Source organism: Brachybacterium sp. JB7 (assembly GCF_003335205.1).
Classification (GTDB): Bacteria; Actinomycetota; Actinomycetes; order Actinomycetales; family Dermabacteraceae; genus Brachybacterium; species Brachybacterium alimentarium.
The window spans coordinates 37,355-57,125 of sequence record NZ_QPGN01000018.1 but is presented as its reverse complement, the minus strand read 5'-3'; the positions used below and the strand labels follow the sequence as shown (position 1 = coordinate 57,125).

The following is a 19,771-nucleotide window of genomic DNA, read 5'->3' as shown; positions in this document are numbered from 1 at the left end:
CTGCGATGGCTGCGGAGTCTCCGACCGGTCCGGCGGAGGACGCTCCGTGGGAGCAGAACGCCGCCCGCCTCCGGCACGACCAGACCGCCGCCCGTCGCGGTCGCAGCCTCGCCCGGGCCCTCCTCGCCCTGCTCGCCGCGGCCGTCTGCGCGGCGATCACGGCGCTGCTGGCCCAGGCCTCCGTGAACACCGCGAAGGGGCAGCGACTGGACCAGCTGATCTTCTCCGGCGCGCAGGCCGATGACGGCGCCCTGACCCGGTACGCCGAGGTCGCGGTGGGGACGGTGAGCGTCCCGGTCATGGCCGTGCTGCTCGGCATCGCCCTCGTGCTGGTGCTCGTGCGGCGGGAGTTCTCCCTGCTGCTCCCGCTCGCCCTCCTGGTGGCCGGCGCGAACCTCACCACCCAGGTGCTCAAGCACCTGGTGGTGGTGCGCGACGTGCTGGGGCCGGGGATCGACATCACCCCGAACTCCTTCCCCTCGGGGCACACCACCCTCGCCGCCGCCTCCATGGTCGCCGTCGTGCTCGCCTCCGGACGCGCCAAGGTGCTGCTCGCGCCGATCGGTGCGCTGTGGGCCGCGGCGGCCGGGATCGGCACCCTCGTGGTGGGCTGGCACCGACCCAGCGATGCGATCGGCGCAATCGTGATCGTCGCCGCCTGGACCTTCCTGGTCCTCGCCCTGGATGCGCTGGGCAGCCGCCGTCGGTTCGCCCGGGCACAGGCCCTGGCCGGCACCGGCCGCGCCGTCGGCGCCTGGGCTCCCGGCGTCCGACGGACCCGCTGTCCCACGCCTCCGCGTACCGGGGCGGCGACCACGGCCGTGCCGTGCTGCTCGGTGTGGTGGGCCTCGGGGCGCTCGCGCTGGGCGCCGCCGGGATCGTCGGCCTGCAGCTGCCGCTGGACCTCCAGGACCCGGCACAGCAGAGCACGTCGTTCCTCGCCACGGCCGCGCTGATCGCCGGAGGCACGGCCTCCTGGATGGCGCTGGTGCTGATCCTGCGCACGCCGACATCACACAGGAGCCGTGCGGCTGAACGTGTACCGTGAGCAATCGTCGAGCGCTCACGCAGCGTCCGGCGGAACCCGGACCACGGCACACGGCCACGGCGGACGTCCCGCGACGACTCGCGGCGAGGAAGGACATATCAACGTGACTGGCGGACGCCATCTGGTCATCGTCGAGTCCCCGGCGAAAGCCCGGACCATCGGCCGATACCTGGGGGACGAGTACATCGTCCAAGCATCGGTGGGACACATCCGTGACATCCCGGTGCCGCGCGACCTGCCCACGGAGATGAAGAAGGGCCCCTACGGCAAGTTCGGGGTGGACGTCGAGGGCGACTTCGACCCCTACTACATCGTCAGCCCGGACAAGAAGAAGACGGTCGCGGACCTCAAGAAGGCCCTCAAGGACGCCGACACCCTCTACCTCGCCACGGATGAGGACCGGGAGGGCGAGGCGATCGCCTGGCACCTCCTGGAGACCCTCAAGCCCAAGAAATCCCTCCCTGTCAAGCGCATGGTGTTCCACGAGATCACCAAGGACGCGATCCTCGGCGCCCTGGAGAACACTCGCGAGATCGACACCGATCTGGTCGATGCGCAGGAGACCCGCCGCATCCTGGATCGTCTGGTCGGCTTCGAGCTGTCCCCCGTGCTGTGGCGCAAGATCAAGCCGTCCCTGTCGGCCGGCCGTGTGCAGTCCGTCGCCACCCGCCTGGTGGTCGAGCGCGAGCGGGAGCGCATGGCGTTCGTCGCCGCCGACTACTGGGACGTGACCGGCACCTTCGGCGCGGAGACCGAGCAGTTCACCGCGAAGATCGCCACGGTCGACGGCTCCCGGGTCGCCACCGGCAGCGACTTCGCCGACGACGGCACCCTGAAGCCCAAGGCGTCCTCCGCGACGGTCCTCACCGCGGAGACCACGACGGCACTGGTCGAGGCGCTCACCGATGCCCCGGCGACGGTCGCGAACCTCGAGTCCAAGCCGTACACCCGTCGGCCGGCGGCCCCCTTCACCACCTCCTCCCTGCAGCAGGAGGCCTCGCGCAAGCTGCGTCTCGGCGCACGCCAGTCCATGCGGGTGGCCCAGTCGCTGTACGAGAACGGCTACATCACCTACATGCGTACCGATTCGGTCACGCTCTCCGGTGAGGCCATCAAGGCGTCGCGCGGACAGGCGGCCGAGCTCTACGGCGCCCAGTACGTGCCGGACAAGCCGCGCTACTACCAGAACAAGTCCCAGGCCGCGCAGGAGGCGCACGAGGCGATCCGTCCCGCCGGCGACCGCTTCCGCACTCCGGCGGACGTGGCCGGTTCCCTCTCGGGCGACGAGTTCCGCCTGTACGAGCTGATCTGGAAGCGCACCGTCGCCTCGCAGATGGCCGACGCGAAGGGCACCACCTCCACGGTGGAACTCGCCCTGGAGCAGTCCGGCCGCACCGCGACCTTCCGCGCCGCCGGCACCGTGATCACCTTCCGCGGCTTCCTCGCCGCCTACGAGGAGGGCCGCGACGCCAGCCGGTACGGCAGCGACGAGGCCGCCGGCAGCGGCGACAAGCGCCTGCCGCAGATGGAGGAGGGCCAGACGCTCGACACCCGCGAGCTCACGCCCGACGGTCACTCCACGACTCCTCCCCCGCGTTACACCGAGGCGTCCCTGGTGCGGGCGCTCGAGGATCGCGGCATCGGCCGTCCCTCGACCTACGCGTCGACCGTCGCGACCGTGCAGGACCGCGGCTACGTGCTGCGCCGCGGCACCGCGCTGGTGCCCAGCTGGACCGCGTTCGCCGTGGTGCGCCTGCTCGAGGAGCACTTCGGACCCTTCATCGACTACGACTTCACCGCCCAGATGGAGCAGCAGCTGGACCGGATGGCCCAGGGCGAGCTGGGGCGTTCGGAGTACCTGAAGAACTTCTACCTCTCCGACGGGACCGACGGTCCGATCGGGCTGAAGCAGATGGTCGACCACCTGGGCGACATCGATGCCCGGGCGATCAACAGCATCGCCATCGGCGACGGGATCACGCTGCGCGTGGGCCGCTACGGCGCCTACGTCGAGCGTGCGGCGCGGGACGAGGACGGCGAGCTCATCGAGGGCGCCGATCCGCGGCGCGCCCCGGTCTCCGACGACATCGCGCCCGACGAGCTCACGGTCGAGAAGGCCGAGGAGATGCTCGAGCGGGCCAAGGACGACGGCCGAGTGCTGGGTACGGACCCGGAGTCCGGTCACGAGATCGTCGCCAAGGACGGCCGCTACGGGCCGTACGTCACCGAGGTGCTGCCGGCTCCGGAAGAGACCAGCGGCGGCAAGAAGGTCCCGAAGTCCAAGCAGCCCAAGCCCCGCACCGGCTCGCTGCTCAAGTCCATGGACCTCGCGACCGTCACCCTTGAGGACGCGCTGAAGCTGCTGAGCCTGCCGCGCGTGGTCGGCACCACCGAGGACGGCACCGAGATCACGGCCCAGAACGGTCGCTACGGGCCGTATATGAAGAAGGGCACCGACTCCCGCTCCCTGGAGACCGAGGAGCAGATCTTCTCGATCACCCTCGAGGAGGCGGAGAAGATCTACGCCCAGCCCAAGACCCGTGGTCGCGCCGCCGCCAAGCCCCCGCTGAAGGAGCTCGGCACGGACCCCACCAGCGAGAAGCCGATCGTGATCAAGGACGGCCGCTTCGGCCCGTACATCACCGACGGCGCCACCAACGTCTCGCTGCGCTCGACCGAGAAGGTCGAGGAGATCAGCGAGCAGATCGCGATCGAGAGGCTCGCGGAGAAGCGTGCCAAGGGTCCGGCGAAGAAGAAGCCGGCCGCCAAGCGCGCTCCCGCCAAGAAGAGCACCACCGCGAAGAAGTGACGACGGTCGGACCCTGACAGGGGGAACCGCCGCGAAAAGGGGCACGGACCATGAGGTCCGTGCCCCTCGTGCGTCGTGCCGACGGCGCCGGCGCACGCGGCGGGAGCGACGTCGACCCCGCCGCAACAGCCTCCCGTGGCGCAGCCACCAGCAGTTCCGGCTTACAGTGTGATCCAGAGCTCGTTGTTGACTCACGAAGGAGTGATCATGGATCGACGTCTCACTCGGCGTGCGGTCATGTCCGGTGCTGCGGCCACTGCCGCGATCGGGATGACAGGATGCCTGCAGAATCCCGACCCCGGTGGCGGCGCGGGTGGCGGCGGGGGCCAGAAGTATTCCGCCGGGGACTCCCCCGGCGACGGGTCGGTGAGCATCCTGGGTGCCTACGGCGGCCAGGAGCAGGAGGCCTTCATGGCCTCCCTCGAGGATTTCGAAGCCGATTCCGGGATCACCATCAACTACACCCCGGACAAGGACTTCGCCAACACCATCCAGCAGCGAGCGGGCGCCGGCGATCCGCCGGACATCGCACTGTTCCCCCAGCCCGGCGGGATGTTCGACCTCGCCGCGAAGGGGCTGATCACCCCGATCGACGTGTATCTGGACTACGACGAGCTGGCGTCGACGCTGATCCCCGGCTTCCTGGACTCGGCACGGTACGAGGGGCGCGTGTACGGCGCCCCGATGCGCATGGCCTGCAAATCCCTCATCTGGTATCCGAAGAAGGCGTACGAGAAGGGCGGTTACTCGACCGAGCCCGCCACGATGCAGGAGCTCACCGAGATCGCTGACCAGATCAAGGCCGACGGGATCACCCCGTGGAGCGATGGCTGGGACGACGGCCAGGCGACCGGCTGGGTGGGCACCGACTGGATCGAGGAGCTCATGCTGCGGGTCCACGGTCCGGTCGTCTACGACGACTGGACCAAGCACCGCATCCCCTTCAACGCGAAGGAGGTCGTGGAGGTCTTCGACATCGCCGGCGATCTGCTCAAGGGCGAGGGCAACGTGCTGGGAGGGACCGACTCGATCCTCAACACCCCGTTCTCCGAGGCTCCTCTGGCGCTGTTCGAGGATCCGCCCAAGGCGATGCTGGTGCGCCAGGGCAACTTCGTCACGGGCTTCTTCCCCGAGGATGTCCAGGCCAACATGGACGAGGAGGTCGGCGTCTACGCGATGCCGACCTGGGAGGGCGGCTTCGACGGCCAGCCGATCCTCGGCGGCGGCGATCTCGCCGCTCTGTTCACGCTGAACGACGACTCCGTGAAGGTCATGGAGTTCCTGACCTCGGACGCCTTCGGCGGGGAGTGGGCGGAGGCGGGCGGCTGGCTGAGCCCCCACCGCACCTTCGACCTGTCGCAGTATTCCGATTCGATCACCCGGCAGGTCGCCGAGATCGCCTCGAACGCCCAGGTGTTCCGGTACGACGGCTCGGACCTGATGCCGACGGCAGTCGGCGGCGGATCCTTCTGGACCGGGATGGTCCAGTGGTTGCAGGGCACGAAGACGGCGCAGGAGGTCTGCGACGACATCGAGGCCGGGTGGCCCAAGTGAGCACCGCGACCTCCACCCTGCAGGGGTCGAACGGTTCGGCGCCCCTGGAGCGGAACGAGCACAAGGGAGCTCCGGCCCGACCGGTGCGGGTGCTCATCGGTGCGATCGGCATGGCGCTGACGGCCTGGTTCGTGTGCAACGCGTTCCTCGCCTTCGCGTACTACCCGCAGTGGTTTCTGGGATCCGGAGCCCTCATCGGCGTGCTGGGCCTGGTCATCGGCATCGGCGGCTCGCTGCTGTTCTTCTACTTCCTGAACCTGTGCATCGAGGGCTTCCCCAGCCGGTTCGCCGAAGGGCTCATCCCCTATGCGTTCCTGCTGCCGGGGTTCAGCCTGATCGGCATCTTCCTGCTCTATCCCACCGTGCAGACGATCGTGTACTCCTTCGCGAACGACGATTCGACGGACTGGGTCGGGCTGGACAACTATCGGGCGATCTTCGGCAGCGGTGTCTTCTGGTCGTCGCTGTTGAACAACTTCCTGTGGATCCTCATCGTCCCGGTCATCTCCGTCGCGTTCGGCCTCGCCGTCGCGGTGCTCGCCGACAAGCTCTCCCCCACCGGGGAGAAGACGGCGAAGTCGTTCATCTTCCTGCCGATGGCGATCAGCTTCGTCGGCGCGGCGACCATCTGGGGCCTGGTGTACGCCTACAACTCGCCGGGCGAGGCGCAGACGGGACTGCTCAACGCGATCGTCACGGGCCTGGGCGGCGACCCGCAGCCCTGGTACCAGATCGACACGGCACGGTTGAACTCGATCCTGCTGATGGTGATCCTCATCTGGCTGCAGACGGGCTTCGCGATGGTGCTGCTGAGCTCCGCCATCAAGAGCGTCCCCGAGGACACCGTCGAGGCGGGCCGCGTGGACGGCGCCAGCGAGCTGCGCATCTTCTGGCAGATCATCTTCCCGCAGGTGAAGGTCACGCTCATCGCCGTGCTGATCACGGTGCTGATCCTGGTCCTGAAGGTCTTCGACATCATCTACGTGACGACCAACGGTCGCTACGACTCCGATGTCATCGCGAACCTCTTCTTCCGGAAGCTGTTCACGGACCAGCAGGCGGGGCAGGCCTCGGCGGTCGTCGTCGTGCTCCTCCTGCTGGTGGTGCCGATCCTCATCTACCAGGTCAAGAGCTTCAGGGACCAGGAGGCGAACCGATGAACGGGATCATGAAGGACGGGCGCAGGCGCTCGCTGCTCGCAACCATCACGATGCCTCTCCTGGCTCTGCTGTGGACGGTCCCCACGATCGGACTGCTGGTGACGAGCTTCCGCTCGCGGGAGGCCGCGGCCTCCACCGGGTGGTGGACGAGCCTCTGGGAGGGCGGCTGGACACTCGACAACTACGCCACGGTGCTCGGCGATCCGTCGATCTCCGGCTCGCTGGTCAACTCGATCGTGGTGGCGGTGCCGGCGACGGTGCTGCCGATCATGTTCGCGGCGTTCGCCGCCTACGCGTTCACGTTCATCGAGTTCCGGGGCAAGGACGTGCTGTTCATCGCGATCGTCGCGGTGATGGTGGTCCCGATCCAGGTGTCCTTCCAGCCGATGCTGGACCTGCTCGGCCCGCGCGGTCTCGGCATCAACGGCCAGTTCGTCGCGGTCTGGATGCTGCACACCGGTTTCGGCATGCCGCTGGCGGTCTACACGCTGCGCAACTACATGGCGACGCTCCCGAGCTCCGTCGTGGAGAGCGCGAAGATCGACGGCGCCTCGCACTTCCAGACGTTCTGGCGTCTGGTGGCGCCGATGGCCTCACCGGCGATCGCGGCGTTCGCCACCCTGCAGTTCCTATGGGTGTGGAACGACCTGCTCATCGCCAAGCTGTTCCTGGGCGGCGGGGGCAACAAGACGATCATCGTGAGCCTGCAGCAGATGCTGGGCACCCAGGGGCAGGGCGCCGAGCTCCTCACCGCAGGCGCCTTCATCTCGATGGTGATCCCGATGCTCGTGTTCTTCGGCCTCCAGAGGTTCCTGGTGCGCGGCATGACCGCGGGCTCCGTCAAGGGCTGAGGACATGGCCCGGACGGCTCCCCACGGATTCAGCCGAGGGCGGACCCTCCTCCACACCGGCCCCGACACCACCGCGGTGTCGGGGCCGCTCGGTAGATTGGACCCATGAACACGATCGAGGAGTCCCGGGCCGACGCCGCGCAGTCCCCCCTGGCACTGCCGACCACCACCGTCCCCGACCCGGCGGCAGCACCGGGCCTGCGCTGGGGCGTGGTCTCTCCGGGGCATATCGGCGACCAGTTCACGGCGACTGCGCATCGAGCGACGTCCTCGCGGGTGGTCTCCGTGGTCTCCCGGTCCCAGCAGCGCGCCGAGGAGTTCGCCGCGACGCACGGCATCGAGCAGGCCTTCGACTCCGTGGGCGCGATGCTCGCCGCGGGCGGGCTGGACGCCGTCTACATCGCCTCGCCGCACGCCCAGCACCACCAGCTGGCGCGCCCCGTGCTCGAGGCCGGCGTGCCCGTGCTGGTCGAGAAGGCCTTCACCCTCAACACCCCGCAGGCCCGTGATCTGCTGGACCTCGCCCGTGAGCGCGGAGTGTTCGCCATGGAGACGATGTGGGCCCGTTTCCTGCCGCAGTACGACGTGCTGCGCCAGGTGCTCGACTCCGGCATGCTCGGCGACATCATCGAGGTGGCCGCGGACCACGGCCAGTCCTTCCCCGCGGACCCGACCCATCGCATGTACGCTCCCGAGCTCGGCGGCGGCGCCCTGCTCGACCTCGGCGTCTACCCGATCTCCTTCGCCCAGATGGTGCTCGGGGACCTCTCCCACCTGGCGGTGCGCGGCTCGCTGACGGACACGGGGGTCGATGCGTACTTCGGTCTGCTCGCCACAGGGGCCGACGGCGGCCGGGCACGGCTGTCCTCGACGCTGCTGGCCCGCACCCCCACGGAGGCCGTGGTCAGCGGCACCCAGGGCTCGGCGCGGCTGTCCGGCGCGTTCTTCGCGCCCAGCACCCTGACCGTCACGCTGCTCGACGGCCGCACGGCGAGCGTCGAGCATCCCGGCGCCCCGGGGGACGGCATGGCCTACGAGATCGCCGAGGCGGCCCGCCGGATCACGGCCGGAGAGCTCGAATCACCGCTGATGAGCTGGGAGGATACGCTCAGTGTGATGGGGACGATGGATGCCGTGCGGTCCGAGCTCGGCGTGGTCTACCCCGGGGAGGAGGGGGCATGAGCATCCTGGACATGACCCGCGGCCTGCGCATCCCGCTGCCGCGCCGACCCAAGCGGGGAGTCTTCATCTCCTTCGAGGGAGGCGAGGCCGCCGGCAAGACCACGCAGATGCAGATGCTGCGCGATCATCTGGTCACCGAGCGCTCCGTCGCCGAGGACCTCATCCTCACCACGCGCGAACCGGGCGGCACCCCGCTCGGCCGGAGCATCCGTGGGCTCCTCCTGCACGGCGAGCACGTCGATCCCCGCGCCGAGGCGCTGCTCTACGCCGCGGACCGCGCCCATCACATCGAGACGCTCGTGCGCCCCCACCTGGCGCGCGGGGGCCTCGTGCTCGGCGACCGCTACTTCGACTCCTCGATCGCCTACCAGGGCGCCGGGCGGGAGCTCGAGGCCTCGGAGATCGAGTCGCTGTCGCTGTGGGCGACCAACGGTCTGATGCCCCATCGCACCATCCTGCTCGATGTACCGCCGGAGGCCCTGGGCCAGCGCCGTGCGGACGAGACCCACGACCGTCTCGAGCAGGCCGGAGGCGATTTCCACGCCACGGTGCGCCAGGAGTTCCTCGACCTCGCCGCTGCGGATCCGGAACGCTTCTCCGTCATCGACGGGACGCTCCCCCGCGAGGAGGTCCATGCTCAGGTGCTCGAGGCGGTCGCCGAGGTGCTGAGCATCTTCGATCCGACGTTCGAGCCCGCGCCGCCCACCAAGCACCGGGACGAGATGTGACGGCGAGCGACGCCACCTCCTCGAGCGCACCAACCGCGGCCGACATCGGGAACCCCATGAGCACCGCGGATCCCGCGAGCCCCGCCCACGGGGTGTGGGCCGACGTGGTCGGCCAGGACGCCGCCGTGCGCCAGTTCCGCCGTGCCGCCTCCCCCGAGGGTTCTCTCGCGCAGGCCTGGCTGATCACCGGACCGCCCGGATCGGGACGCTCGACGGCGGCCCGCGCCTTCGCCGCGACCCTCCAGTGCGAGACGGGCACCGGCTGCGGGCACTGCCATCCCTGCCGCACGGTCCTCGCGAACACCCACCCCGATGTCACCGTGGTCGCGACCGACAAGGTGTCGATCGCGAAGGAGGAGGTGCGCGGCCTGGTGATGACCGCGCAGCGAGCCCCGGCCACCGGGCGCCACCGGGTGCTCATCGTCGAGGACGCGGACCGCATGAGCGCCGGGACGTTCAACGTGCTGCTGAAGTCCATCGAGGAGCCCCCGCCCTCCACCGTGTGGATGCTGTGCGCTCCGTCCGCCGAGGACCTCGCCCCCACCATCAAGTCACGCTGCCGCCTGGTGTCGCTCTCGGTGCCATCCTCGGACGTGGTCGCCGAGCTGCTGCGGCGCCGCGACGGGATCGACGGGAACCTCGCAGTGCGCGCGGCGCGGGCAGCTCAGGGCCACATCGGCCTTGCCCTGCGCTACGCCACGCAGGAGGGCGCACTCGCAGCCAGAGAGGACTCGGCGCGCACCCTGCTGGACCTGCGCACCACGGGCGATGCGGTGCTCGCGGCCCAGGGCCTGGTGGATCGAGCCACGGCGGAGGCGAAGGCGCACGCCGACGCCGTCGCCACGGAGGAGAAGGAGCACTTCCTGCGTTCGGCCGGGATCGACGACGGGAAGGTGCCGCCGTCGCTCCGCTCCCAGGTGCGCCAGCTGGAGGAGGATGCGAAGCGTCGGCAGACGCGTCTGGTGCGCGACGTGCTGGATCGCTACCTGCTCGATGCCCACTCGGTGCTCCGCGACGTGCTGAGCCGTCAGCTCGGCACGGACAGCGAGCTCGTGAACGTCGAGGTGGCCGCGGAGATCGACCAGGCCGCATCCGGCGGCACCGGGAAGGCCACGCTGGAGCTCCTCGAGGCGATACAGGTGGCGCGTCAGCGGATCAGCGGCAATGTCCCGCCACTGCTGGCGATCGAGGCGCTGCTGGCCCGCATCGCGGTCTCCTAGGGTTCTCCCGCCGGGCAGGTGGCAGCCCCCGACGAGGCAGGCTGCCCACCTGCCGACGGGCAGTCGTCTCAGGAGTCGAAGAGAGTGTTCGGCTGGTCCTGACGATCATCGGCAGCCGGGGATTCCGGCGCGGCCGGGGCGTCGTCGTCCTCGGAATCGGCCTCGGGCACCTCATCCGCGGCCGGCTCGACGACGTCGACCGCCACGGCGAGCTCCTCGAGATCCGCGGGCTCAGCGGCATTCGCCAGCTCAGCGGCGTCCGCCGGCTCAGCAGCATCTGCAGGCTCAGCGGCACCCGTGGGCTCGGTGGCATCGGTGGCCTCGGCGGAGGCAGCCACCGAGTCGTCCGTCGACTCTTCGGCGTCGGCCGGCTTGACGACGTCCACCACGTCCACGGGTTCGATGGCAGGAACGGCGTCCTCGGACCCGGCCGCCTCGGCGGACTCTGCCGCGTTGTCGGGCTCGGCAGTCTTGCCGGGCTCACCAGCCGTGCTGGACTCGGCAGCCTGGCCGGGCTCAGCGGCCTTGTCAGACTCGGCAGCCTGGCCGGGTTCAGCGGCCTTGTCAGACTCGGCAGCCTTGGCGACGTCCGTGGTCCCGGCGGCCTCGGAGACCGCTGCCTCTGCCGGCTTCTCGGACGTCTCCGGGGACTGCGCAGCCGTATCGTTCGCCCTGTCCGCCGAGCTCTCGCCCTCGGAGCGCTTCTGGAAGTCGACCTCGAGCTCGTCGATCACGACGCCGCCGGAGCGCGGGATCTCGCGATCGCTCTCCTCCTGGCCGGTCTCGGAGTGCGCACCGCAGCCGAAGCCGAGATGGACCACGCGACCGTCGGCCGGGGACCACTCGTTGGTGCACACGCCGAACTCGCCACGCAGCGAGCCCGACAGCTGAGAGAGGAAGCCGCAGCTCATGCAGGTCGCCGAGACCGTGCCGCGGCGGCCGCGACCCGAGGTCTGGCGGGGGCCGAACTCGCCATCGATCCACCGCTCCGCGGCCTCTGCGCGGCCCTGCGGGGACAGCACGCGGGCGCGGCCGAGGCCGAGCTCCCACTGCGCGACGCGGTCGGCGTCCTCGTCGCCGGTGGCCTCGTAGCCCTCCTCGAGGCGCTCGTCCTGCTCCCGGAAGGGCAGCAGGTCATCGGCGCCGACGTCCTCGGGCTTGAGGCGCTCGGACCACGGCTCCCACTCGGGGGCGAGGATCGCGTCGTCGCCCGGGAGCAGCGCGGTCTCGGCGACCGTGGCGGCCTTCGCGCGGGAGGCACGGGAGACCACCACCACCCAGGACCAGCCGCGATACCCAGGCATGGTGCAGTCGAAGACATGGGTGACGAGCCGATCACCGGTGGCCTCGGCGCGCAGGTGCTCGCCGACCTGGCCGGGTTCGGTCACCTCGAGCAGCGCCTCGCGGGCGAGCTCGACGGCATCGGCGGCGATCGCGTCCAGGCGGGGCCGGGCGGCGCGGGGGCGACGGGTGGCGGTGGTCGGCTGAGTCATCGGTTCAGGCCTCGAAATTGTCGGCGACGGCACGGAGCACGGTGGAGATCTTCTGCGCGTGCCCGCGATCGGGATAGCGGCCCTGGCGCAGGCCGTTGGAGGCGTCGTCCAGCAGACGGATCAGGTCCTCGACCATGCCCGCCATCTCGTCGGGCTTGGGACGACGCGCGCGGCTGATCGACGGAGCGGGCTCCATCAGCTGCAGTGCGAGCACCTGGGGACCCCGACGGCCATCGACCATGTCGAAGTCGACCCGGGCGCCGGGCCGGAGCGCGGTGACGCCCTCGGGCAGGTTGGAGGCGTGCACGTACACACTCTGACCATCCTCGTCGTCGAGGATGAAGCCGAAGCCCTTCTCGGCGTCGTAGAACTTCACCTTGCCGCGTGGCACGTGGATCCCATTCCTTCTCTGCTGATGGTGGTCCCATGAGTCGGGGCCCCGGACTCTCACGGACCCATGGCGGGGCCATGCGCTTCCTGCAGCTCCGGGGCGCCGGAGACACTCCGGCAACGGTCCAGTCTAGCGCGCTGGCCTGCGCTCGTGGCGAGCCGATTTCGCGGCCGTGACCGTGGCCACCGTCTGCCCGGCCGCCTGTGTCCACTGCCCGCGATCAGCGTCGGCGCGAAGCCGGGATCTCGAGGGCCGGGGAGTCCGGCGGAACGGGGTCCAACCCGACCCCGACCAGCACCTGTTCGAGGATCATCGCGGTGAAACCCCAGACGAAGGCGTCCTCGGGGAGTTCGAACACGGGGCCGACGGCCTGACCGCCCAGCAGTCCGCGCCGCCGATGCGTCGGATCGGCGAGCGAGCCGCCCCCGGTCAGCGCCGCCCACACCACGCGCTCGACCTCGATCGGGTCCTGCACGCCGAGCGGAGGCGTCGTCGGCGACCAGCCGAGCACCGGGGTCACCTGCTGCGCCCGCCAGGGCATGGGGATCGGCTCGAAGGCTCCGAGCACCTGCACGCCTCGAGGGTCCAGGCCGGTCTCCTCCTGCGCCTCGCGCAGCGCGGTGTGCACGTCGTCCCGGTCCCCCGGGTCCGAGCCGCCGCCAGGCAGGGAGAACTGGCCGGGCTGGGAGCGCAGCGCGTGGCCCCGCTCCTCGAGCACCACCTGCGCATCGTCGAGCCCGGTCCCGGTGATCAGGATGAGCACTGCGCTGCGCCGCACTCGCTCAGGGGTCGGCGGGGTCCGCGGATCGGCGTTGCGGTGCACCAGCACATCGCCGTGCCGGGCGCGATCGGCGAGTCGCGTCAGGAAACCGGGCAGCGCAGGCCGCGGATCGGGCGTGGCCAGGGATGCCTCGTCGCGCATGCCGCCTCCCTCGGTCTCGTCGTCACGTCCATCCCTCATGCCCTCATGCTTACCCCACCCGCGCCGCCGGCGCGCGGACCGTCCTCACGCGATCCCGGCGCTGGGGCAGACGTCGACCAGCACGCAGTCCCCGCAGTGCGGCGACCTCGCCGTGCAGACGCGCCGTCCGTGCAGGATCAGGCGCAATCCCAGGATCGTGAGGTCCTCATCGGCGCTCCCGCTGCCGTCGGCCTCGACCCGGGCGACCACGTCGTCCTCCACCCCGCGGGGATCGGTCCGCTCGGTCCATCCCAGTCGGCGGGCGAGCCGGCCCACATGGGTGTCGACGGCCAGGAGCGAATGCCCGAACCACGCACCGCGCACCACGTGGGCGGTCTTCCGGCCCACGCCGGGGAGCTTCTCGAGGGCTTTCTGGTCATCGGGCACCTCGCCGCCGTGGTCGGTGACGAGTCCGCGGGCCAGTCCGATGATCCGACGCGCCCGGGTGGCTCCCATGCCCAACGGACGTACGATCTCCGTCACAGTGCCCTCGTCGGCTCCGGCGAGGGCGGCGGGGTCCGGCCAGGAGGCGAACAGTGCAGGGGTCACCTGGTTGACCCGGACGTCGGTGGTCTGCGCGGAGAGAACCGTCGCGACCAGCAGTTCGAAGGCATCGGAGTGGTCGAGCTCGGTGCGGGCATCGATGTGGAGATCGCGCAGCCGGGACGCCACGACGGCGGCATCCGCAGGGCCTGCGGAGTCGTTCGCGGCAGCACGGCGAGGGCTCACGGACATCATCAGAAACACTCCTCATCCTGCGTGTGACACATAACAATGGCCGGGGCGCGATAGTGTTTCCTCATCATGTGACAGCCACCACCGATGTTGGTGGCATCCGTCACAGACACGCACAGCTTGGTCCCGGCACTCGGGGCCCCACCATCAGGAGGTTCCGTGGACGAGAACATCGTACGGTCATCGCCGCTGTTCGCTGCGCTCGACGAGGACGGCAAGCAGGCCGTGCTGGCGTCGATGAAGCAGGAGGACTATCACCGCAGCGCGATCATCTTCCGCGAGGGCGATCCGGGCGATCGTCTCTTCATCATCGGCTCGGGCAAGGTCAAGGTCGGTCATGCCTCGGGCGACGGCCGCGAGAACCTGCTGGCCGTGCTCGGCCCGGGCGAGACGCTCGGCGAGCTGTCCCTGTTCGATCCGGCGCCGCGCAACGCGACGGCGACCGTGGTCGCCGAGTCGACGCTCTATTCGCTGTCCCAGCAGGACCTGTACCGGGTCCTCGCGCAGCGTCCCGAGGTCGGCCGTCACCTGCTCGCCTCGCTCGCGCGTCGCCTGCGCAAGACCAACGAGTCGCTCGCCGATCTCGTCTTCGCCGACGTTCCCGGCCGCGTGGCCAAGAACGTCCTCGATCTCGCGCAGCGCTTCGGTCGCCAGACCGATGACGGTGTGATGGTCGCCCACGGCCTCACCCAGGAGGAGCTCGCCCAGCTGGTCGGCGCCTCCCGCGAGACCGTGAACAAGGCGCTGGCGGACTTCGCCTCCCGCGGGTGGATCCGGCTCGAGGCACGCGCCGTCCTCATCTCGGACGTCGAGCGTCTGCGCCGCCGCGCCCGCTGACAGGTTCGTGCGGGGTCACCCCGACACGCTTCGCGAAAGCCCCCGGCCTGCACCTCAGGTGCCAGGTCGGGGGTTTTCGTCATGCTGGTCCGTCACGGCCGGGAGCCGACCCCTCGCGCAGTGGCCGCACGGGGCCCGCACACGGGGCGTGCGCGGAGAGAGAGCGTGCGCGGGGCGAGAGGGTGTGCACGGAGCAAGGGGGGCGTGCGCGGAGGGAGAGGGCGTGCGCCGAGCGAGGGAGCCCGGCTCAGTGCTCCTGGGCGAGGTAGTCGAGCGTGGCGCGCAGGTTCCAGCGGGCGGCCTGCTCGAGCTCCTCGGAGAGGTCGGCGCCGTACACCGAGCGCACCAGCCGCTCAAGGGTGAGCACGCCGGCGGTGCGGGCACGACGCACCTGCTCGATCCTCTCGTGGCGATGCGCGAGAGCGCCCTCGAGCGCTTCGAGCGCGGAGAGCGGATCCTCGTAGGCCGGTCCGTGGCCAGGATGGATCGACCCGATCCGGCCGTCCTCGGCCATCGCCCGCAGGATCGCGAGGGACTGCAGGTGCTCGGCGAGGTCGCCGCCGTCGTCGGGCACGATGACGGTCGAGGAGCCGCCCAGGAGCGTGTCCCCGCTGAGCAGGCGCCCGCCGTCCACGAGCACCCCGACGGAGTCGGAGGTGTGGCCCGGCAGGTGGATGACGTGGCCCACCACGCCGTGGTCCCCCTCGAGCGTCGACGGGAGCGGGCGCGACCCCGGCACGGCGGCCTGGTCGGCGGCCCAGAGCGGCACCTCGAGGCCGCTGCGGGCGGCGAGCTGGCGAGCCAGGGTCGCCGCGCCGGCGGTGTGGTCGAGGTGCCGATGGGTGACCAGCACGCCCATCGGGCGCACTCCCTCTCCACAGGTCACGAGCAGCTCGGCGAGATGCTCGGGGTCCCTGGGGCCGGGGTCGATCACCCAGATCTGGTCCTCGTCGCGCAGCACGTAGCTGACGGTCCCGGTGAGGGTCATGGGCCCGGGGTTGTTCGCGGGGACGGTGAGCAGCTCGACCGCGCCCGCCTCCGGGTCCCGCAGGGCATCGTCCTCGGTCATGGTGTCTCGTTCAGGCTGTCGGCGCGGCGGCCGGTGCGGTCGCCGCAGCGGCCTGGGCGGCCGATGCGAGCTCCACGTGCAGGTCCAGCTCGACCGGGGAATCCAGCGGGAGCACGGCGACGCCGACGGCGCTGCGGGCGTGCTGGCCGATATCGCCGAAGATCGAGCCCAGCAGTTCGCTGGCCCCGTTGATCACGGCGGGCTGCGCCGTGAACTGCGGGTCGGAGGCGACGTAGCCGGTGACCTTGACGACGCGCACCACCTGGTCGAGATCGCCGACCAGGGCCTCGATGGCGGCGAGGGCGTTGAGGCAGCAGATCGCAGCGAGCTCGGCGGCCCTCTCCGGAGTGACCTCGGCGCCCACCTTGCCCGTCGCGGGCAGGGACCCCTCGACGAAGGGCAGCTGGCCGGAGGTGTGGACGGCCGAGCCGACCGCGACGGCCGGGACATAGGCGGCGACCGGTGCGGCGACGACGGGCAGGGTCAGGCCCAGCTCATCCAGACGTGCCCGGATGCGGGATCCGGTGCCCGCAGGGGCTGCGGCCCCGGCGCGCTCAGCGGAGCCGGGAGTCTCGGAAGGCGACGTGGTCACGAGCTCAGCCCTCGGTCAGGGGCCGCTTGAGGTAGGCGACCAGGTTCTCCGGATTCGGTCCGGGGACGACCTGAACCAGCTCCCAGCCCTCCTCGCCGTAGTTGTCGAGGATCTGCTTGGTCGCGTGGATCAGCAGCGGAACGGTCAGGTACTCCCAGCGGGTGATAGTGCTCATGGCCCGAAGCCTACCGGCCGGACCCGCCAACGGGGCTGGCCGACCGTCCGGCTCAGCTGCCCACGGCCTCCTGCGAGGCGCGGCGCAGCACCGCGGACCAGTCGCTCACGTCGGGGTTGCGCCGCAGCAGGCGCCGACGTTCCCGCTCTGTCATGCCGCCCCACACCCCGAAGTCGACCTTGTTGTCCAGCGCGTCGGCGAGGCACTCGGTCCTCACCGGGCACGCACCGCAGGCCACCTTCACGGTGTGCTGCTCAGCCCCCTGGACGAAGAACCCGTCCGGGTCCATGCCCACGCATGCGCCTCGTGTCGCCCAGCTCGAATCCTCGGTGGTCGGAATCGCCCCGATGGTCATGTGCATCCTCTTTCCGAATCTTCGTTGACCCGATTTCTTCGACCACTGTAAGGAGACGCATGCCACAGCGCAAAATCCGACTCCACTCCGTGACCTGCCTGTGACGTGATAAGGGCCTTCGCGCCCCACCGCTGGGGCGGAATCGTGAAGATTCCTCGACGCGGGCCTCGGTTCATGGCTCGCCGTCCGTCGCCCCCGTACTGTTGGAGCATGGCCCGCACTCCGTCCAGCTCCGCTTCCGGACGCTCCCTCCCCGTCGCCCTGGCGCAGACCCTGTACCTGCTGCTGGGAATGCTCGCTGTCTCCGTCCTGGCCGGGGTGCTCCTGGCCGCGTTCTTCCTGCCGGCGGTCTCCGCCTCCTCGAAGGTCGCCGAGGACGGCGTCGCCCTGTTCGAGTCCTATCCGACGGAGCTCGAGGTCGAGCCCCTCAACGAGGCCAGCCGCATCGAGGCGGCCGATGGCTCGCTGCTGGCGACGTTCTACACCGAGAACCGCATCATGGTGCCGCTGGAAGAGATCTCCCCGTACATGCAGCAGGCCGTGATCTCGGTCGAGGACCGCCGCTTCTACGAGCACGGCGGCGTCGACGCCAAGGGCATGATCCGTGCCTTCGCCTCCAACGCGGGCGGCAGCGCCACCCAGGGCGGCTCCACCCTCACGCAGCAGTACGTGAAGAACGCCCTGCTGATGGACGCCGTGCAGCGTGGCGACAAGGAAGCGATCGACGAGGCCACCGCGCAGACGTACAGCCGCAAGGCGCGCGAGGCGAAGCTGGCGATCTCGCTCGAGAAGCAGTGGAGCAAGGACGAGATCCTCAACGCGTACCTCAACGTCGCGCAGTTCGGGCCCTCGCAGTACGGCGTCGAGACCGGAGCGCGCCACTACTTCTCGAAGAGCGCGAAGGACCTCAACCCCGGCGAGGCGGCGCTCCTGGCGGGCGTCACCAACGGGCCCAACCAGTACGACCCCGTCTCCCACCCCGAAGCCGGTCAGAAGCGCCGCAACGAGGTGCTCGCCGACATGAAGCGCGAGGGCCACATCTCGCAGGAGGAGTACGACGAGTACACCGACCAGCCCGTCGAGGACATGCTCTCGATCACGAACACGCGGGCCGGCTGCGCCGACGCGGGCGACAGCGGCTTCTTCTGCGACTACGTCACCCGGTCGCTGCTGAACGACCCCGAGTTCGCCCCCTCCTACGAGGAGCGGCGCAAGCTCCTGTACGGCGGCGGTCTCACGATCAAGACCACCCTGGACCCGGAGATGCAGAAGACGGCGACCGACATTCTGCAGCGCAAGGTCCCCGGCGACTCCTCGAACGGCTTCGGCCACTCGATCGTGAGCGTCGAGCCGGGCACCGGCAACATCCTCACGATGGCCGAGAACCGCGTGTTCAACCCCTATGAGGAGGTCGGCGCGGGCGAGACCGCGATCAACTACAACGTGCCGCAGGCCCTCGGCGGATCCAACGGCTTCCCCGTCGGCTCGACGTTCAAGCCCTTCGTGCTCCAGGAATGGCTCAAGAGCGGCCACAGCATCGATGACCGCGTCAGCACCAAGCGCGAGGCGATGTCGAACTTCCCCGCGCGCTGCCTGTCTCGTGGCGCCTGGCGGGAGAGCCCCGGGTACAACCCGGACAACGCCGTCTCCGTGGACATCGCTCCGATGGAGTCCGTCCTGAACGGCACCAAGTTCTCCATCAACACCGCCTACGCGAACATGGCGCGCCAGATCGACCTGTGCGACATCGCCGACGGCGCCCGCGACATCGGTGTGGTGCCCGGCAAGTACAACCCCTTCGACCCGGCCACCTACGACATGGACATCGCCGACATGTACGGCACCACGCTGGCTCCGTCGGCCGTGGTGCTGGGGCAGCTGCAGGTCTCCGCGCTCGACATGGCCGGCGCGTACGCGACCTGGGCCGCCGGCGGCACATACTGCAAGCCGCAGGCGATCACCGAGGTCACCGACCGCAACGGCGACGCGATGGGGATCTCGGGCGCCGACTGCCATCAGGCCGTCGAGAAGAAGGTCGCCGACACGATGGCCTGGACGCTCGAGCAGGACCTCGAGGACCCGAAGGCCACCGGCAAGGGGAAGATCATCCCCGGCCACCCTGCAGGCGGCAAGACCGGCACTTCGAACAAGCAGTACCACACCTGGTATGTCGGCTTCACCCGGCAGGTGTCCACCGCCGTGTGGTTCGGCCACCCCCAGGGCGACAAGCGCCCGGGCGGCTTCGACGTCGACGGGACGATGCTCCGCACCGGCCACGTCTGGGGCAACACGATCTCCCTGCCCACGTGGCAGGAGTACATGACCGAGGTGCACAAGGATCTGCCCAGCGAGTCCTTCCCGGACGCTCCGCCGGAGACCAAGACGGAGGCGAACGACGCAGTGGAGAAGGGCAAGGTCCCCGACGTGAACGGCAAGGTCATGTCCGAGGCCACGGCATCGGTCGAGGCCGCCGGGTACAAGACCGAGGTGCGCGAGGAGAGCTCCGACTCGGTCGGCGAGGGCTACGCGATCGGCACGGACCCCGAGCCCGGGGCGGATCTGCCCGAGGGTCAGACGGTCGTCATCCGCCAGTCCACCGGGAAGGGCTGAG

Annotated in this window: 18 protein-coding genes; 10 read left to right on the top strand and 8 right to left on the bottom strand. The window is 70.1% G+C overall.

The window, feature by feature from the left end:
• The 8 genes from CIK81_RS15430 to CIK81_RS15395 all read left to right on the top strand — a co-directional run.
• A partial coding sequence (locus tag CIK81_RS15430) for a phosphatase PAP2 family protein (RefSeq protein WP_241964209.1) occupies positions 1 to 956 on the top strand: 956 nt, incomplete at its 5' end.
• 195 nt (positions 957 to 1,151) lie between these two features.
• Positions 1,152 to 3,857: a type I DNA topoisomerase gene (gene topA, locus CIK81_RS15425; RefSeq protein WP_114306005.1), complete on the top strand. Its 2,706-nt coding sequence runs from the start codon at positions 1,152 to 1,154 to the stop codon at positions 3,855 to 3,857.
• A gap of 207 nt (positions 3,858 to 4,064) precedes the next feature.
• Positions 4,065 to 5,411 (top strand): ABC transporter substrate-binding protein, encoded by a 1,347-nt coding sequence (locus tag CIK81_RS15420; protein WP_114306006.1) that lies wholly within the window; start codon positions 4,065 to 4,067, stop codon positions 5,409 to 5,411.
• Positions 5,408 to 6,571, top strand: coding sequence for a sugar ABC transporter permease (locus CIK81_RS15415; protein ID WP_346218062.1), 1,164 nt, complete (start codon positions 5,408 to 5,410; stop codon positions 6,569 to 6,571). Before CIK81_RS15420 ends, CIK81_RS15415 begins: the two co-directional genes overlap by 4 nt.
• Positions 6,568 to 7,422, top strand: a complete 855-nt coding sequence (locus CIK81_RS15410; protein WP_114306007.1) for a carbohydrate ABC transporter permease — start codon at positions 6,568 to 6,570, stop codon at positions 7,420 to 7,422. The genes CIK81_RS15415 and CIK81_RS15410 overlap by 4 nt, the downstream gene beginning before the upstream one ends.
• A gap of 105 nt (positions 7,423 to 7,527) precedes the next feature.
• Positions 7,528 to 8,604, top strand: a complete 1,077-nt coding sequence (locus CIK81_RS15405; protein WP_114355866.1) for a Gfo/Idh/MocA family protein — start codon at positions 7,528 to 7,530, stop codon at positions 8,602 to 8,604.
• A complete protein-coding gene (gene tmk, locus CIK81_RS15400; protein WP_096196301.1) occupies positions 8,601 to 9,332 on the top strand; it encodes a dTMP kinase in 732 nt (243 codons plus the stop codon). The genes CIK81_RS15405 and tmk overlap by 4 nt, the downstream gene beginning before the upstream one ends.
• 56 nt (positions 9,333 to 9,388) lie before the next feature.
• Complete coding sequence (locus tag CIK81_RS15395; RefSeq protein WP_158542067.1) at positions 9,389 to 10,552, top strand: DNA polymerase III subunit delta'; 1,164 nt, start codon at positions 9,389 to 9,391, stop codon at positions 10,550 to 10,552.
• A 68-nt stretch (positions 10,553 to 10,620) separates the two neighbouring features.
• Here CIK81_RS15395 and CIK81_RS18775 read toward each other — a convergent pair whose 3' ends face one another.
• From CIK81_RS18775 to nth, 4 genes are all read right to left on the bottom strand, one after another.
• Positions 10,621 to 12,045 (bottom strand): DUF3027 domain-containing protein, encoded by a 1,425-nt coding sequence (locus CIK81_RS18775; protein WP_275937294.1) that lies wholly within the window; start codon positions 12,043 to 12,045, stop codon positions 10,621 to 10,623.
• A 4-nt stretch (positions 12,046 to 12,049) separates the two neighbouring features.
• A complete protein-coding gene (locus tag CIK81_RS15385; protein ID WP_096165300.1) occupies positions 12,050 to 12,436 on the bottom strand; it encodes a cold-shock protein in 387 nt (128 codons plus the stop codon).
• A 220-nt stretch (positions 12,437 to 12,656) separates the two neighbouring features.
• Positions 12,657 to 13,397 (bottom strand): CoA pyrophosphatase, encoded by a 741-nt coding sequence (locus CIK81_RS15380; protein WP_241964208.1) that lies wholly within the window; start codon positions 13,395 to 13,397, stop codon positions 12,657 to 12,659.
• Positions 13,398 to 13,442: 45 nt separating this feature from the next.
• Complete coding sequence (gene nth / locus CIK81_RS15375) at positions 13,443 to 14,135, bottom strand: endonuclease III (RefSeq protein ID WP_096165302.1); 693 nt, start codon at positions 14,133 to 14,135, stop codon at positions 13,443 to 13,445.
• A gap of 156 nt (positions 14,136 to 14,291) precedes the next feature.
• Between nth and CIK81_RS15370 the strand changes: the two genes are divergently transcribed.
• Positions 14,292 to 14,969 (top strand): Crp/Fnr family transcriptional regulator, encoded by a 678-nt coding sequence (locus tag CIK81_RS15370; protein ID WP_076808401.1) that lies wholly within the window; start codon positions 14,292 to 14,294, stop codon positions 14,967 to 14,969.
• A 247-nt stretch (positions 14,970 to 15,216) separates the two neighbouring features.
• Here the strand turns inward: CIK81_RS15370 and CIK81_RS15365 are convergent, their stop codons facing one another.
• The 4 genes from CIK81_RS15365 to CIK81_RS15350 form a co-directional block, all read right to left on the bottom strand.
• Positions 15,217 to 16,038: an MBL fold metallo-hydrolase gene (locus CIK81_RS15365; RefSeq protein WP_096165304.1), complete on the bottom strand. Its 822-nt coding sequence runs from the start codon at positions 16,036 to 16,038 to the stop codon at positions 15,217 to 15,219.
• A gap of 10 nt (positions 16,039 to 16,048) precedes the next feature.
• Complete coding sequence (locus tag CIK81_RS15360; RefSeq protein ID WP_158542069.1) at positions 16,049 to 16,552, bottom strand: RidA family protein; 504 nt, start codon at positions 16,550 to 16,552, stop codon at positions 16,049 to 16,051.
• Between the two features lie 82 nt (positions 16,553 to 16,634).
• Entirely contained in the window at positions 16,635 to 16,796 is a 162-nt protein-coding gene (locus CIK81_RS15355) for a DUF4177 domain-containing protein (RefSeq protein WP_176485609.1), read from the bottom strand.
• A 61-nt stretch (positions 16,797 to 16,857) separates the two neighbouring features.
• Positions 16,858 to 17,160 (bottom strand): WhiB family transcriptional regulator, encoded by a 303-nt coding sequence (locus tag CIK81_RS15350; protein WP_096165309.1) that lies wholly within the window; start codon positions 17,158 to 17,160, stop codon positions 16,858 to 16,860.
• A gap of 210 nt (positions 17,161 to 17,370) precedes the next feature.
• On the opposite strand from CIK81_RS15350, the gene CIK81_RS15345 reads away from it, so the two are divergent.
• Positions 17,371 to 19,770: a transglycosylase domain-containing protein gene (locus CIK81_RS15345; protein WP_158542066.1), complete on the top strand. Its 2,400-nt coding sequence runs from the start codon at positions 17,371 to 17,373 to the stop codon at positions 19,768 to 19,770.
• The last annotated feature ends 1 nt before the right edge of the window (position 19,771 follow it).